The organism is Roseibium sp. LAB1, assembly GCF_054658235.1.
Genome location: NZ_BAAGIB010000001.1, coordinates 2103757 through 2118559 on the forward strand (window position 1 = coordinate 2103757; position 14803 = coordinate 2118559).

A 14803-nucleotide genomic window follows, 5' to 3' on the forward strand; every position below is an offset into this window, starting at 1 on the left:
GATCTTGATGCCCGGGTACTCTGCGTTCTGCGACCTCGTCCGGGGTTCCGGGTCGCTCCACCACGGACAAAAACTTGGGACACTTTCCCGGCCTGACCACACCCAATTGAGGCTGTTCAAGTAAAAAGCGGGAGGATTTCTCCCCCCGCTTTCCAACGTTGTCGCGACTTCAGGATCAGAAGCTCAGGCTGATGTCCCTGTGGCTGGACAGACACCCGGCAACATCCAGTGCCATATCCGTCGGCAGCCGGTCCTGTGCTCTCACACCGATATTCGTCGCCACGGCTTCGTCGAAGGCTTGCAGCTTCGGCAAAATGTCCTCGGCTCCCTTCCGGCGCCATGCAAGATCCGCATCGAGAGCAGCAATCGACTTGTCGATTTCCGCGACCGCCTCTTCCGCATTCGGCTGTCGGCCGCGCATGATCTTGCGGGCTTCGTTCAGGCCATCACGGATATCGCTCGTGCCTTCCGCCTCTCCGACCCTGGAACGCATCGCCGAAATAGCATCTTCTGCGGCTTCCGGATCAAGCGTCGGCACTTCGGCCTTCAGGGCTTCGATTTCGGCCCGGAAGCTTGCAACCAGATCGGCATCTCCGAGGATCGCCTTCAGTTCGGCGATAGGCTCGTAAGCCTGGTCGACCGTCCGGCGGTAGGTCAACCTGGCGACATCCTCCGCCTTCTGGATCTTGGCGAAGGTGGTGTAGGTCTCCTGCCAATCGGACGGGATCTGCGCCATCAGCGCATCGTGCCGGACCTTCAGGTCATCGATGCGTGCCTGAGCGCGTTCACCCTGTGCGGCCGTGTAGATACCCGTTTCACCAGACCGTTCGACAATGACCTGAAGGTCGGCGATACGATCGTCGAGACGACGGGCATCTCGTTCGATGGCACGAACCCGGGTATGCACCGGCTTGTAGGCGCCAGCGGCTGCCGCAACAGCGGTTTCCGCCTCACGGATTGCCTGCATCTGCGGCAGGGCCTCCTTCGCCTTTTCAAGACCGTCCGCGACATCCTCCTGCAGATCTTCCGGCAGGTAGCTCATGTCGATGGATTCGACCGACTGGATCGCCGACAGGATCGTGTCGCCGTTCTGCTGGAAGTCCTCGTAGATGAGGTTTTCCATGCAGTATTGCAGACGCGGGTTCTTCGGCGGCGGTGCTGTCTCTGAAAGCAGGGACGAGCGGTTCGGCAGGTAGTTCACCAGCTGCGGGTAAAGCCCAACGATGCCGAGTGCAAGCAACTGCAGGCAGATGAAGGCAACCACACCCTTGTACATGTCCAGCGTCTTGACCACCGCAGGTGCAACGCCGCGCAGATAGAACAGCGCGAAGCCGAACGGAGGTGTCAGGAACGATGTCTGGATGTTGAGGCCGATCATCACACCGAGCCACACGGCGGTGACGTTGGCTTCCGGATCGGCAAGCAGGATCGGCGCAACGATCGGCACCACCACAACGGCGATCTCGATGAAATCGAGGAAGAAGCCGAGGATGAAGATGACGAGCATCACTATCAGGAACTGAGCCCAGAACCCGCCCGGCAAACCTTGCAGGAAGTTCTTGACCAGCTCTTCCCCGCCGAAGGCACGGAAGGCCGAGGTCAACATGGCCGCGCCGAGAAGAATGATGAACACCAGCGCCGTGGTCTTGGCGGTTTCCACCATTACGCCGCGCAGGGTGTTTTCGAACTTCAGCGTGCGCCAACCGGACCAAAGGATCGCGATCATCAGCAGCGAAACAGCGATGATGGCCAGGGTCAGTGCCAGGACATCGTCGCTGGTCTGGATCAGCTTGATGTTGACCGAGCCGAAGAAGCTGACCACCACTGTCAGGCCGAGCAGCGCAAGTATGGCAATGATTGCCGGACTGTAGGCACCGCGCTTGCCGTCACGGAGCCGGTAACCGGCCATGACCATTGCGCCGACGGCGCCGATGGCACCAGCCTGGTTCACGGTGGCGACACCTGCGATGATCGAGCCAAGCACCAGGAAGATCAGTGCCAGCGGCGGAACCAGGGTCAGAACCACCTTGCCCGCAAACGCACGGGTAAAGGTGCCTTCTTCATGGACAGCTGGTGCCGATTTCGGGTTCAGCAGGGCAAAACCCAGAATGAACAGCATGTAAAGGCCGACCAGGACGAGACCCGGCAGGAAGGCACCCAGGAACATTTCGCCGGCGCTGGTCGAGACGACCGAATAGTCGGACGGCATTGAAAGTTCGCCGGTGCTGGCCTTGTAGAGCGTCTGGCGGAGCGAGCCGGCCTGATCGACCGCACTGGCCAGCTGGTCGGCCAGAATGATCAGAACGATCGACGGCGGAATGATCTGTCCCAGCGTACCGGAAGCGGCGATCGTGCCGGTTGCCAGCGGCACCGAGTACTTGTTGCGCAGCATGGCCGGCAACGAGATCAGGCCCATGGCCACGACAGTTGCGCCGACGATGCCGGTGGTGGCGGCCAGAAGCGCGCCGACAAAGACAACGGAGATGCCGAGGCCGCCCGGCACCGGACCGAACAGCCGTGCCATGGTAACGAGCAGATCTTCGGCGATCTTGGACCGCTGCAGCATGATGCCCATGAACACGAACAGCGGAATGGCGATCAGCGTATCTCGCTCGGCCTCCCAGTAGATCCCTCGGAAGTTCGTCACCCCTGCGCTGAGCCACTGGCTCGGGCCGCCGTGAGAGAAGAAAGCACCGGTATCCCCGGCAAACAGGTATCCCGACCCGGCTGCGATGCCGATGGTCAGGATGGCAGACCCCGGGAGCGCAAAGGCGACCGGGAAACCGGACCCAAGCGCAATCGCCATCAGGACGACCAGGAGAAGAAGGAAAAAGAGTTCCATATCAAGCGGTCTCGTCAGGCTCTATTGAACAGAATGGCTGTCATGATCCCGTCCGCCCGGCTCACCGCGAATATCGGCAACCGCGTCCAGGAAATAGGCCACGAACTGGATCATCATGGAAACGGCGAACACACCGAGGAAACCTGCCATGAGATATTTCACGTAAAGTCCGAAACCGGCCTGTGTGGTCTCGTAGGTCAGGATCGGGCTGTTGATGATGTTCTGCTTGCCGCCCATGCCGATGACCAGGATGACGGTACACAGGCTGATGCCGAGCACGACGGACCCGAAGGCGTTGACAAAGCCCTTGGCCCTGGAGGACAGCCCCGCATAAAGGATGTCGACCCGCACATGCCCTTCTTCGAGCAGCGTGTACGCGCTGGCGAACAGGAACAGCGCCGCATACCAGAAGCGGACAAGATCGGCCAGGAAGGCTTGCTCGTAGGAGAAGACGAAGCGGCCGATCACGATGATCAACTCCGCCGCGACGACCAGCAATGCGAGCCAGGTAAAGCCGAGCGTGCGCGTGAAGGCGGCAATCACGAACGACAGTGCGATCAGCGGCATGTGGACGTAAGGCCCGCGAAACTGCGACTTGCCGAGGTCGTCGGCGAGTGTCTGCCCCACGAAATCGGCAAGGAAACCCTCGATACGCAGGAAGGAAATCGCGCTGTCGACCAGTCCGACAATGAGCACAGCGAAGAAGCAGGCCCTGATCAGATAGGCATTGATGTTGGTGATCCGGACACTGTCTTCACGCAGTGTGTTGCCGTTCGTCCGCACGTAGCCGAAGGCGGCGAAGATCAACGCAGCATAAAGCCCCAGCTGCAACCAGGACCACAGGATAGGCATGGACCCGTTGGCCGCGCCACCGAAGATGGGCGCAATGCCTGGAAGGTCTTGCCAATAGGTCAGGTAGTTGTTGAGCAGAAACGCCGTCATGATCGCCAATACGATCCAGCCGCACAAGCGGAAGAAGCGGGCGCTCTCCGGTGAGGCTTGACCACCGGAATTCATAACAGGCGAGCCGTCTTGAACATTGTCCAAGGCCGTCATCGTGGCTGTGCCTTTTTATCTTTGTCTAAGAAGAAGGGACGGGATTTCTCCCGCCCCTTTTATTTGCTCAACCGATTACTTCGGAATGCCGAGGTAGCGGTTACGCTTGTTGCTGTAGGCGATGTCGGCGATCGCCATGTAGCTGCCGATTTCCTGACGCGCGTTGATGACGCTCTCGAAGATCTTCTTGGACAGCGGGGAATGATCCATCGCTTCTTCCAGAACTTCCTGAGCGGCTTCACCGAAGCTGTCATAGATCTCGTCGGAGAACTCGCGCAGCTCGACGCCGTGCTCGTTGATCAGGCGGGTCAGGTACTTACCGTTGTTGGCGTTGGTTTCAGCCATCGTGTTGGAGTTTTCTTCCGCACACGCTGCAACGATGATCTGCTGATCGACCTTGTCGAGGCTGTCCCAGAATGCCTTGTTCATGCCCATGGCAAGCATTGCGCCTGGCTCGTGCATGCCCGGATAGTAGTAGTACTTGGCAGCTTCGTAGAACTTCATGAAGTAGTCGTTGAACGGACCAACCCACTCGGTTGCATCGATCGCGCCGGACACGAGGTTTTCGTAAATCTGGCCGCCCGGCAGGGACACCGGAGACGCGCCGAGTTTCGCCATGACGTCGCCGCCCTGACCCGGAATACGCATCTTCAGACCCTTCAGGTCGTCAGCGGTTTCGATTTCCTTGTTGAACCAGCCGCCCATCTGGACACCGGTGTTGCCCATGGCGAAGTTCTTCAGGCCGAATTCACCAGCCAGCTCATCCCACAGTTCCTGGCCGCCGCCGTATTTGATCCAGGCGTCCATTTCAGCCTGGGTCAGACCGAACGGCACGGCAGTGAATGCTGCCCAGCCCGGATGCTTGCCTTTCCAGTAATAATCGGCGCCGATGTAGGCCTGAGCATTGCCGGAAGCGACTTCGTCGAAGGAGTCAAATGCACCAACACGTTCGCCAGCGGCGAAATACTGAACGTTAAGGCGACCTGCGGTCAGCTCCGCGATACGGGCTGCCAGGCGCTGTGCCGGAATACCGAGACCCGGAAAATCGCGCGGCCATGTGGACACGATAACCATTTCCTTGGTGCCCTGCGCAATAGCCGGAGCAGCAAGCATGGATCCAGCGGCAACACCACCAGCACCAATACCAGCCTTTTTGATAAACGAACGACGATCCATTAGTTTCCTCCCTAATCGGACCCGATTTCGGACCGGGTACACACTTGCACCGATCTCGAGGTATGTCTAGTTGACCGAGTGTCTGAAGCGCTATTCGTGGTTCTGCGCAGCTTCTCAGTACTACTACCGAGAACCACGCAAGAGAGATAATCGTTTGGCGCGTGTTCGCGCAACAAGAGAGCGAAATTCGTGACCTTCAAGACCAAATTGCTCCTCATCACGATCCTGCCATTGATCGCGGTTTCCGTCCTCATCGGAGCGGCCACCTACTATCAGTCGCGAGAGTTGATCAACACGCAGACCCAGGCGGTGGAACAGCGCATCCTGTCCTCCAAACGCCAGGAAATCCGCAACTATGTCAGTCTTGCCCTCACCTCGATCGAGCAGATCTACAAGGAGGAACCAGGAGGACGTGAAGCGGCACAGCAAAGGGTCAAGGAGATCCTCCAGCACCTGACCTTCGACTATGACGGCTATTTCTTCGTCTATACGCTCGACGGCACCAACCTGGTCCATCCCAAGCTGCCCCATCTTGTTGGCGGCAACTGGTGGGAACTCCAGGACGACAACGGTGACTTCGTCATCCGCAACCTGATCGAGGCCGCCAAGAACGGTGGCGGTTTCCATCAGTATGTCTGGCACAAGCCGTCGACGGGCACGGTGGAGGAAAAGCTCGGCTATGCGATCCTGCTCGACAAGTGGGGCTGGATGCTCGGGACCGGCCTGTATACCGACGACATTGCCCGCGAAGTGACCGCCATCCGCACGGACTTTGCCCGTTCTATCCGCCAGACCCTCTTCGTTACCTTCATGATCACGCTGGCGGCAATCGTCATTGCCGGCTTCCTCATTGCCGGCGTGCGGTTTTCCGAACAGCGTTTTGCCGACACCAAGCTGAAAGAGCTGACCAACCGGATCTTCCAGGTGCAGGAACAGGAGCGCAAACGCGTGTCCACCGAACTGCACGACAGTATTTCCCAGCTGCTCGTCTCGGTGCGCTACGGTGTGGAGATGATCCACAGCGAGGCCAACCGCGACCCTGACCTTCAGGTCCAGGCGGCCAAGTGCCTGAAGACCCTGGACGGAACCATTGCCGAAGTCAGACGGATATCGCGTGATCTCAGACCCAGTGTCCTTGATGACATGGGCCTTGCGGCTGCGCTCGGCAGTCTCGGGAAAGAATTCCAGAATCAGTCGGGCATTACCGTCAATGTGCAGGCCGAGCAATGTCACAGCCGCCTGTCCGAAGGCGCCAAGACCGCGCTCTACCGTGTGGTACAGGAATGCATGACCAATGTGGCCCGCCATTCCCACGCCAGCGAAGTCGCGATCTCCCTCAAGGTCGGCATGCAGCAACTGGTTCTTTCGGTGGAAGACAACGGCGTCGGGCTGCCGCGCCCGCTGCCGAAATCCGGCGGCCTCGGCTTCCGCAACATGCGCGAACGGATCGAAACCTACGGCGGCCGGCTGACCCTGAGCCGTCGCGCTTCCGGCGGAACCCGTATTAAAGTCCAGATGCCGCTCGACAATGCGGCGGCAAAAGCGGCATGATGAAAAGATGACAGCGCATTCACCTTCACCCCGCTCCTTCACCAGGCCTATCCGCGTTCTTCTGGCAGACGACCATGAGCTGGTTCGAGACGGTATCCGGGCCCGGTTGCAGAAGGTGGCCGAGCTGGAAGTGGTCGGTGAAGCAACCAACGGCCGCGACGCGCTGACGCTCGCCCGCGAGCTGCGCCCGGACGTTCTCCTGATGGATGTGTCCATGCCGGTGATGAACGGACTGGAAGCGGCAACCCAGATGCGCAAGTTGCTGCCGGAAATCGCGGTGCTGATCCTGTCGGTCTACGACAATCCGGAATATGTGCGCGGCGTCGTCCAGGCGGGCGCGCGCGGATACATCCTGAAGGATATTTCGGCAGCCGAGATGATCACTGCCATCACCAGTGTTGCCAATGGCGGTTATTATTTCTCGTCCGCGGTTGGTCCGACCCTGGTCGGCGCCGGCACCTCCGCGCCGGTGGAAGACCCATACGGCTTGACCGACCGGGAGCGCCAGGTCCTGACGGCCATCGCCAAGGGGCAGCCAAACAAGGAAGTCGCCAAGGAACTGGGCATCAGCGTGCGCACGGTCGAATCCCACCGCTTGAATCTTCGGGAAAAGGTCGGCAACAAGAATGCTGCACAGCTCTACAAGGTCGCGCAGGATCTGGGATTGCTGGACTGATCCGGCTCGGATAAATCTGATGTCCGAATTCTTCCGGAGACGCGCGTCTCCCATCTGACAGGCATGAAATGACCAAACCACTCGTCCTGGTAACCGCCGATGTGAAAACCATCGAAGGCTATAACTGGCACGCAGCGACCTCGACCTATCTGCAGGCCGTGCTGAAGGGCTCCGACGCCATCCCGATGATCCTGCCGTCCCTCGGTGCGGATCTGGATCTGGACGCGGCACTGGATCAGGTCGACGGTGTGCTAGCGACGGGATCCCGGTCCAATGTCAATCCGGAGCTTTACGGCGAAGAACCGACGGAAGAGAACGGCCCCTATGATCCGGCCCGCGATTCCACGACGCTGCCGCTGCTCAGGCGGGCTGTCGAACGCGGTATTCCCGTCTTTGCCATCTGCCGTGGCATGCAGGAGCTGAACGTCGCACTCGGTGGTACGTTGCTGACGGAGATCCAGACCCTTCAAGGCCGCGCCGATCACCGGGCACCGACATCAGAACGGCAGGAGGAACGTTTCCGGATCGCCCATCCGGTGGAAGTCGCCACCGGCAGCTGCCTGGCAGCTGTCGTGGGAGACGAACCCTTTGAAGTGAACTCGCTCCACCGCCAGGCCGTCGGCACGTTGGGCAACGGAATGGTCATGGAAGCAGAAGCCGAGGACGGTACGATCGAAGCCGCCTCCGTCAGGGACAGTGCCGGCTACGTGTTGGCAACCCAGTGGCACCCGGAATACTGGGTCTCGACAGACGGTCCGTCAAGGAAGCTTTTCTCAGCGTTCGGCGATGCCGTCCGGGCCTATCGAGTGAAACGCCTGGGACTATGACCGGGCTCTGACGAGAAAACGCGTCATCCCCAGCCAAGCGTTGCAATCAGCAAGGTAATGCCCAGAAGGAAGACAATGGCTGCTCCGACGATCTCGATCGTTCGGTGAACCTTGCCTGCCATCGGGCTGCCTTCGCCGAAGAGCCGCACGGCAAGTTCCTTCGCCCCGACTGCCATGCCTGCCAGCAGTGAAACGGTGATGCCGGTGCCGACTGCCATCGCCAGAGTGGAAGCGATGCCAGCTGCGATCATGCCCTGGGACAGCGCGAAGACCAGAACCACCAGCGCACCGGTGCAGGGCCGAAGACCAACCGCGAAAATGATCGATACCGCACGGGCAAGCGTAATCTTGCCCTGGATCATGTCGGGTGTCGGCGCGTGGGCATGTCCGCAGGTTGCACAGACGCCATCAGCTCCGATTTCATGGTGATGATGATGGTCGTGGTGATGATCGTGATCGTGACCATGATGATGGTGATCGCCGTGACCATGACCGGGATGGCCGGCGGCTCCCGCAAGGGCGAGCTGCGACCCGGTCAGCCGTGCAGCCAGGCTGGTTGCCATGGGACGAAGCGCTTTCTGCCACAACAGCCAGCCCCCGAGACCGGTGATCAGCACATAGGAACCGATCTCGAACCATCGCGCCGTATCCTGGATCGCGATGCTGGTGAGGTTGAAGACGACAGCCAGCCCGCCAACCAGCAGGATCGCGGTGACCGCCTGAGCGAAGGCCGATGCAAAGGAGAGAATGATCCCCTTGCGAAGGGTCTCGTTGTTGGCGACCACATAGGACGTGATGATGGCCTTGCCATGCCCCGGGCCTGCCGCGTGGAATATGCCGTACGCGAAGGACAGCCCCATCAGAAGCCAGGCCGCGTGCGGATTGTTGCGGAATGACCTGAGACTGGCGACCAGGGCCTGGTAGAATTCCTTCTGCTTGACCGCAATGGTTCCGAAAATCGTATCGAGGAAACCTGCCTTCGGCGCTACTACCTTTTCATCCGCCGGCTTGGAGGTATCGAGCGCCGCGGTGATCGCCGCCGCTGCATCAGTTGGCGGGCTGGAGGCGGTATCGGTGGCTGCGGACGTGGCTTCCGGCGAATTTACTTCCTGTGAATTTGTTTGCTGCGTTTCGGGCGAGGAGCTTGCCGCCGCCAAGGCATCGCCACAAGCAACCAGCATCTGATTGACCTGAGAGGCAGCGACAGACTGAAGCTCGGGCGGAAGGTCGCGCTGATCGGCACCGATCTGTGCGAGCGCATAGGCTTCCGCATCATCGAGCGGCGGTGGTTCCTTGCGGGTCACTCGGCAGGTGCCTGGCGCGTTTTCCGTCCCCAGCGCATCGTCACCCGCACCGAAGCGAAAATCGACGTAATAGGTCGGATCGTAGACGTCGAGCGTGATCAGGTTCCTTGCGTCGCTTGGCTGCTTGAACGGCAGGGTAAAATGCAGTTCCAGCAGATCCACGTCCTCCGGCATGGAACCGCCATTCATGCGGACATCTTCCTCCATGGCCTCAAAGTCCTCGGGCTTCATTACCCAATAGTCCTTGAGAGGAACCTTGACCACTTCCAGCCAGTAATCCGTCGGGGCGTTGAAATCGAACTCGACACGGGTGTTGTCACCAAAGGTGAAGTAGCCGTAATCGGCCATGCTCTCCACATTGACCTTCGCCAGTTCACTCAGCTCTTCTCGGGAATAGTGACCGTCACCGTCCTTGTCGAACCCCTGGACCGCGAAAGCGGAAAAGGCATCGTCGAACCGGAACACGTGCTGAAGGGCAATCGCCTGCCCCGCATCATCGAACACCAGCTTACTTCTTGCCTCGACGAAGACATGCGGATGCGCGCCGGCGCCCGCAACGGCAGCCATCAGCAGACCTAGGCCAAGGATGAGACGGCGTGAGGCCGCAGAAAGAGCCTTGGCCGGAAAGGCGGAGAGAAAGCGCAACGGGATCACCCACTGATCAGATGTAATATGTTTACATGACACGCAGTGCGTTCTTTGACCAGAGAAGACGGCAGGAAGATGACCGCGACACTTTCGCGGCGCAAAAACCTCAAGGAACGATTTTCGCGCCCACACACAAATAGCGGAATGTTTCAACTCACAGACCGCTCCATTTTAGGAGAAAAAAGACAATATTCCTGGAAAGGAGCCTAAAATATTTACAACAATAACCACTGAACCGAGCCAGCCATGAACGCTTTGCACAAAACAGTTCACCACAGCGCCGTATTCGATCATCCCGAGATGGGCGATCATGAAGATATCGTTTTCGTCCAGGACAAGGCCACCGGCCTGCGGGCTATTATTGCCGTCCACGACACGACGCTCGGTCCGGCTCTTGGCGGCTGCCGGGTCTGGCCCTACGAGAACCCCGCAGACGCCTTGACGGATGCCCTGCGCCTGTCCCGCGGCATGACCTACAAGAACGCCCTGGCAGGCCTCGATCTCGGCGGCGGCAAGGCCGTTATCATCGCCGACCCACGCAAAGACAAGTCCGAAGCGCTGATGGAAGCGTTCGGCCGCCATGTGGAGCGCCTGTCCGGAACTTACATCACCGCGGAAGATGTCGGCGTGTCGCCTGATGACATGGAAGCCGTCGCCCGCCAGACCGCCCATGTACGCGGCACCAAGGCGACCGGGCTCGGTGACCCTTCGCCCTATACGGCTCTCGGCGTGTTCGAAGGCATCAAGGCGTCCGCCAAATTTGTCTATGGCAGCAGCGACCTTTCCGGAAGGACCGTATCCGTTCAGGGCCTCGGCCATGTTGGTTTTGACGTTGCCCGTCAACTTCACGACGCCGGCGCCAGGCTCATTGTTTCCGACATTCACGCACCGGCCGTGCTGCGTGCCATCGACGCCTTCGGTGCCACCGCTGTCGATCCCGCCGAAGCCCATATGGTCGAAGCGGACATCTTTGTGCCCTGCGCGCTCGGGGCAGGCCTCAATGCTCGCACGGTTCCGCAAATTCAGGCGAAGATCGTGGCAGGAGCCGCCAACAATCAGCTGCAGACCCCGGCTGACGGCGAAGCCCTGAAGAAACGCGGCATTCTGTATGCTCCCGACTATGCGATCAACGCCGGAGGGGTGATCTCCATCGCGCTGGCAACCGCAAACAGCGGCGACAACATTGTTCGGGACAAAACCATCGCGATCGGGAAAACACTGGCAACGATCTTCGACAGGGCAGCGCAAGAGAACACCACGCCGGAACATGTGGCCGACACAATGGCCGAAGAGCGCCTGGCGAAGGCAAAGGCGGCCTGATCAACACATCAAACCCGGATCAAAACGGCGGTCTCGAGCCGCCGTTTTTGACGTCTTGCCAACTGCATTTCATCACGGCCCTTCCGAATATCCGGAAAGGGACCATGCGAAGTGGCATGTAAGATTTCGAATGAGACAGAGGTCAGGAAAACTGTCGCTCGTTTGATGCTTTGAACATCTGCCGAACAAGGTTCTTGGCATCTTCCACGGCCGTTTCTCCCATTTCGGCATAGCAGGCCGTGACGCCTTCGTGCAGCAGGTAGAGCCGCGAAGCGAAGCTTTCCTGTCCGCTCAACTCGCCGAAGAATTGCAGAAGCTCACCCTTGTGCCGCTTGACCATGGCCGCGATATCGGTGCTGTCGGGATTGGCCGCCAGAGCCTGACGGAACAGGCACTCCTTGCCGGCGGTCATGCGCATCCAGCCTCCCAGCTTGTCGAACAGCTGAACGGCAGCTTCCAGGCCGGGCGCTGCCACTCCCTCGCGGACATAGCTGAGATAGCGTCGGTGCCGATATTCCAGGGCTCCCAGCACCATCGCCTCCCGCGAGGGGAAATGACGGTAGAGCGTACGCATGCTCACTCCGGCACCGGCCCTGAGTTCTGGAACGCTCGGCTCGGCAAATCCCCGGCTCCAGAAAACCTCTTCCAGACGGGCCGCAATATGTTCCTGCGCGTTTTCCATGAGTAAACCTTGGGATTTATACATCCGTATTTCAAGGAGAACCTTCACCAAAACTTATTGTACGTAATTTCCCTTAAATAACCATAGATAGAAATTTCAAGATTACATTTCAACGCCCAAAACAATTCGGCACGGAAATCAAATCGGGAAACGTAAAATTCAAGGACCCAAAAATACCTGATCCTGAATAAAAAATTCAACAATCATTTTGACCTGACGAATACCATTCGACCAGAAAATCAACAAACGCCCGGACCTTTGCACTCAGGTGCCGACGATGCGGATAGACTGCATGAATACCGCGCATGGGCTCTTCATAGGCTTCCAGCAGCGTGACCAGATTGCCGTCACGAATATCTTTGGACACGAAAAACAGCGGCGTTCGCAGAAAACCGAGGTTACACAGCGCCGCGTCGCGCGCCGCAGCGGCACTGTTGACTTCCAGCGGCCCCTTGACCGCCACCGACGACCGTTCACCGTTCGTGTAAAAGGCCCAGTTCTGCTTGTAGCGATAATTCGTGTCGATGATGCAGGGCCGCGTGGAGAGATCCGCGGGCACTTTGGGCACCCCATGGGTCTTGATCGTCTCGGGCGTGGCACAGACCACGGTACGAAAGGGGGCGATCTTGCGGGCGATCAGGCTGGAGTCCTCCAGCTGCGTCACCCGCACGGCAAGATCAAATCCCTCTTCCACGAGATCCACGAACCGATCCTCGAGCCTCAGGTCCAGGTTGATCTCAGGATACCGGACCAGAAAATGCATCATGGCCTGGTTCAGCAAATCGTCGCCCATCGAACGGGGAGCCGAGACACGCAAACGGCCGCGCACTTCCTGATGCGAGGACTGGACAGAGGCCTGCAGATCGTCAATCCGCTGCAGGATTTCCGCCGCTTCCTTGTAATAGGCCTCACCGACTTCGGTGAGCGACACCTGCCGCGTGGTCCGGTTCAACAGACGCACACCCAGTTCGTCTTCCAGCTCACCGACATATTTGGAAACCAGCGCCTTGGACCGCCCCATCTCACGGGCCGCTGCGGAAAATCCATTTGAATCGACAACTTGAATGAAGCAGCGCATCCGCGTAATTGCGTCCATCCGGCATCCTTCCCGTTCGGGCCTTCATGAAGACATTGCTTAGCCTACTTTCCGGCGACCGGTCAAAGGCTTCACCAAAGCCTGCCCCCGGCAGGACGGTCAGTGCCGGACAGGCCGCGAACGGCGACCCAGGCGCGCCGCGCCGATCAGAAGGCGCATGAGCAGTAGGCCGCCAAGCGCGCCGACACCCGCACTGGCAAAACCGGCAGGCGTCACCGGGACAGCCGGCTCGTAGTCCTTGGCCGTTGCCTGCGCCAAGGTCGGGTCAAAGCCGCGCGCAAAGATGATCATGCGATCCAGCGGACCTGCCGTTTCCAGCTCTTCACGCTGCAACTTCAACCGGCTCAACCGGATTTCGGCGTTCAGCATGCTGTCGCCGCGCGACCTGATGAAGGGATCTTCGGAAGATTTCTGACGCGCGATGGCTTCCGCCGGCGTCAGCCCATAGCGGGCAGCATCGCGATTGAAGTCGGCCAGTATTTCTTCCAGAGCGTCGATGGCACCACCAAGCCGCTGACGATATTGCTGTGTGAATTCCGGCAACTGGGACGTCGCGGTTCCACTCAGCAACATGACAATCAGCATCATGATACGTGCCATCGGGTGTCAGGATCTCCCTTGCCGTGCACCGGGCGGTCAGTCCTGCAGACTGACAATCCCGGCTTCCGCCGTTTCCGTTCCAAAGACCAGCCGGACGCCGTCCGCATCCCAGGCCATGGTCGACACAGGCCCCTGCCCCGGCCGCCGCAGCAGAACTTCGGCATTGTCCTCGAACCGGCACATCAGGATCATGCCGTCCTGATAACCAACGGCGACGACATCTTCCTTCGGATGGCAGGCAACGGCACTGACCAGGTTGTCGCCGCGCGTACCAAGTTGCAAGGGCGTCTGTCCCATCGGCCCGGTCTTGCCGAAGAACGGCCACAGGATCGCTGCATTGGCACCGGAGGTCGCCAGATAGCGCCCCTTGACCGACCAGCTGAACGATTTGACCTTGGCCGGATAACCGGTCATGCGCATGTCCTGGCTGTCGGACAGTCGCCAGCCGTGCAGGGCATTTTCCTGCATGGCGGTGACAACATACTTGCCGTCGGGTGAAAAACTTACACCCAGATGAGCGCCTTTCCAGCTGAGCTCAACCGGAGCTCCATCCGTGCCGGCCCACCAGAGTGTCGCGCCATCGTAACGCCCAACCGCCAGCCGCATGCCCTTGGGTGCGAACGCAAGACCGCCGACGGCCCGTTCATGGGCAAATTCCTTTTCGCGCCCGTCAGCGAACCGCACCCACGCAGTGCGGCCGCTGGCAAAGGCCAATGCACCGGAAGGTCCGGCAGCAATCAGGTCGATCCACTTGCGCGGCCGTTCGGCAACGCATTTGCTGGACCCGTCCGCCGCACTCAGATAAATGCAACCGTCGTCGCCGGACGTGATCAAGCCCTTGCCGTCGGTGGCCGGTGCGGCAGCCAGGATCCCGGCCTTATGGGGCCTCAGTTTCGTTTCGCCCTGTCCGGACAGGACGATGTCGCCTTCTCCGGATACAAAAAAGGCCGTTTCTTTCAGATAGCCGGCGCGGACGACGTAGCCGTCCACCTCCACGGGAGCAACTGTCGGCAAGTGTCTTCTTC

General features: G+C 59.6%; 12 protein-coding genes. 4 read left to right on the forward strand and 8 right to left on the reverse strand.

What is annotated here, in order from left to right; translation table 11 throughout:
- Positions 1–175 precede the first annotated feature (175 nt).
- The 3 genes from ACYQ54_RS09830 to ACYQ54_RS09840 all read right to left on the reverse strand — a co-directional run bounded on the left by ACYQ54_RS09830 (position 176) and on the right by ACYQ54_RS09840 (position 5074).
- Entirely contained in the window at positions 176–2842 is a 2667-nt protein-coding gene (locus ACYQ54_RS09830; protein WP_460081512.1) for a TRAP transporter large permease, read from the reverse strand.
- 21 nt (positions 2843–2863) lie between these two features.
- Positions 2864–3898: a TRAP transporter small permease subunit gene (locus ACYQ54_RS09835; protein ID WP_460081514.1), complete on the reverse strand. Its 1035-nt coding sequence runs from the start codon at positions 3896–3898 to the stop codon at positions 2864–2866.
- A gap of 75 nt (positions 3899–3973) precedes the next feature.
- Entirely contained in the window at positions 3974–5074 is a 1101-nt protein-coding gene (locus tag ACYQ54_RS09840; protein ID WP_460081517.1) for a TRAP transporter substrate-binding protein, read from the reverse strand.
- Between the two features lie 189 nt (positions 5075–5263).
- On the opposite strand from ACYQ54_RS09840, the gene ACYQ54_RS09845 reads away from it, so the two are divergent.
- The 3 genes from ACYQ54_RS09845 (at position 5264) to ACYQ54_RS09855 (ending at position 8128) form a co-directional block, all read left to right on the forward strand.
- A complete protein-coding gene (locus ACYQ54_RS09845; protein ID WP_460081519.1) occupies positions 5264–6625 on the forward strand; it encodes a cache domain-containing protein in 1362 nt (453 codons plus the stop codon).
- 7 nt (positions 6626–6632) lie between these two features.
- Positions 6633–7301 carry a response regulator gene (locus ACYQ54_RS09850; protein ID WP_460081522.1) on the forward strand — a complete coding sequence of 223 codons (669 nt, stop codon included), beginning with the start codon at positions 6633–6635 and terminating at the stop codon, positions 7299–7301.
- A 68-nt stretch (positions 7302–7369) separates the two neighbouring features.
- On the forward strand, positions 7370–8128 hold the full coding sequence (locus ACYQ54_RS09855) for a gamma-glutamyl-gamma-aminobutyrate hydrolase family protein (protein WP_460081525.1): 759 nt from the start codon (positions 7370–7372) through the stop codon (positions 8126–8128).
- A gap of 23 nt (positions 8129–8151) precedes the next feature.
- Here ACYQ54_RS09855 and ACYQ54_RS09860 read toward each other — a convergent pair whose 3' ends face one another.
- On the reverse strand, positions 8152–10077 hold the full coding sequence (locus ACYQ54_RS09860) for a HoxN/HupN/NixA family nickel/cobalt transporter (protein ID WP_460081527.1): 1926 nt from the start codon (positions 10075–10077) through the stop codon (positions 8152–8154).
- Positions 10078–10326: 249 nt separating this feature from the next.
- Here ACYQ54_RS09860 and ACYQ54_RS09865 point away from each other — a divergent pair, with 249 nt between their 5' ends.
- Positions 10327–11400, forward strand: a complete 1074-nt coding sequence (locus ACYQ54_RS09865; RefSeq protein WP_460081530.1) for a Glu/Leu/Phe/Val dehydrogenase dimerization domain-containing protein — start codon at positions 10327–10329, stop codon at positions 11398–11400.
- A 142-nt stretch (positions 11401–11542) separates the two neighbouring features.
- Here the strand turns inward: ACYQ54_RS09865 and ACYQ54_RS09870 are convergent, their stop codons facing one another.
- The 4 genes from ACYQ54_RS09870 to ACYQ54_RS09885 all read right to left on the reverse strand — a co-directional run bounded on the left by ACYQ54_RS09870 (position 11543) and on the right by ACYQ54_RS09885 (position 14792).
- Positions 11543–12106 carry a TetR/AcrR family transcriptional regulator gene (locus tag ACYQ54_RS09870; protein WP_460081533.1) on the reverse strand — a complete coding sequence of 188 codons (564 nt, stop codon included), beginning with the start codon at positions 12104–12106 and terminating at the stop codon, positions 11543–11545.
- A 172-nt stretch (positions 12107–12278) separates the two neighbouring features.
- On the reverse strand, positions 12279–13178 hold the full coding sequence (locus ACYQ54_RS09875; RefSeq protein WP_460081535.1) for a LysR family transcriptional regulator: 900 nt from the start codon (positions 13176–13178) through the stop codon (positions 12279–12281).
- A 99-nt stretch (positions 13179–13277) separates the two neighbouring features.
- Positions 13278–13778: a DUF2937 family protein gene (locus tag ACYQ54_RS09880; protein ID WP_460081538.1), complete on the reverse strand. Its 501-nt coding sequence runs from the start codon at positions 13776–13778 to the stop codon at positions 13278–13280.
- Positions 13779–13814: 36 nt separating this feature from the next.
- Positions 13815–14792: a WD40 repeat domain-containing protein gene (locus ACYQ54_RS09885; RefSeq protein ID WP_460081540.1), complete on the reverse strand. Its 978-nt coding sequence runs from the start codon at positions 14790–14792 to the stop codon at positions 13815–13817.
- Positions 14793–14803: the final 11 nt, after the last annotated feature.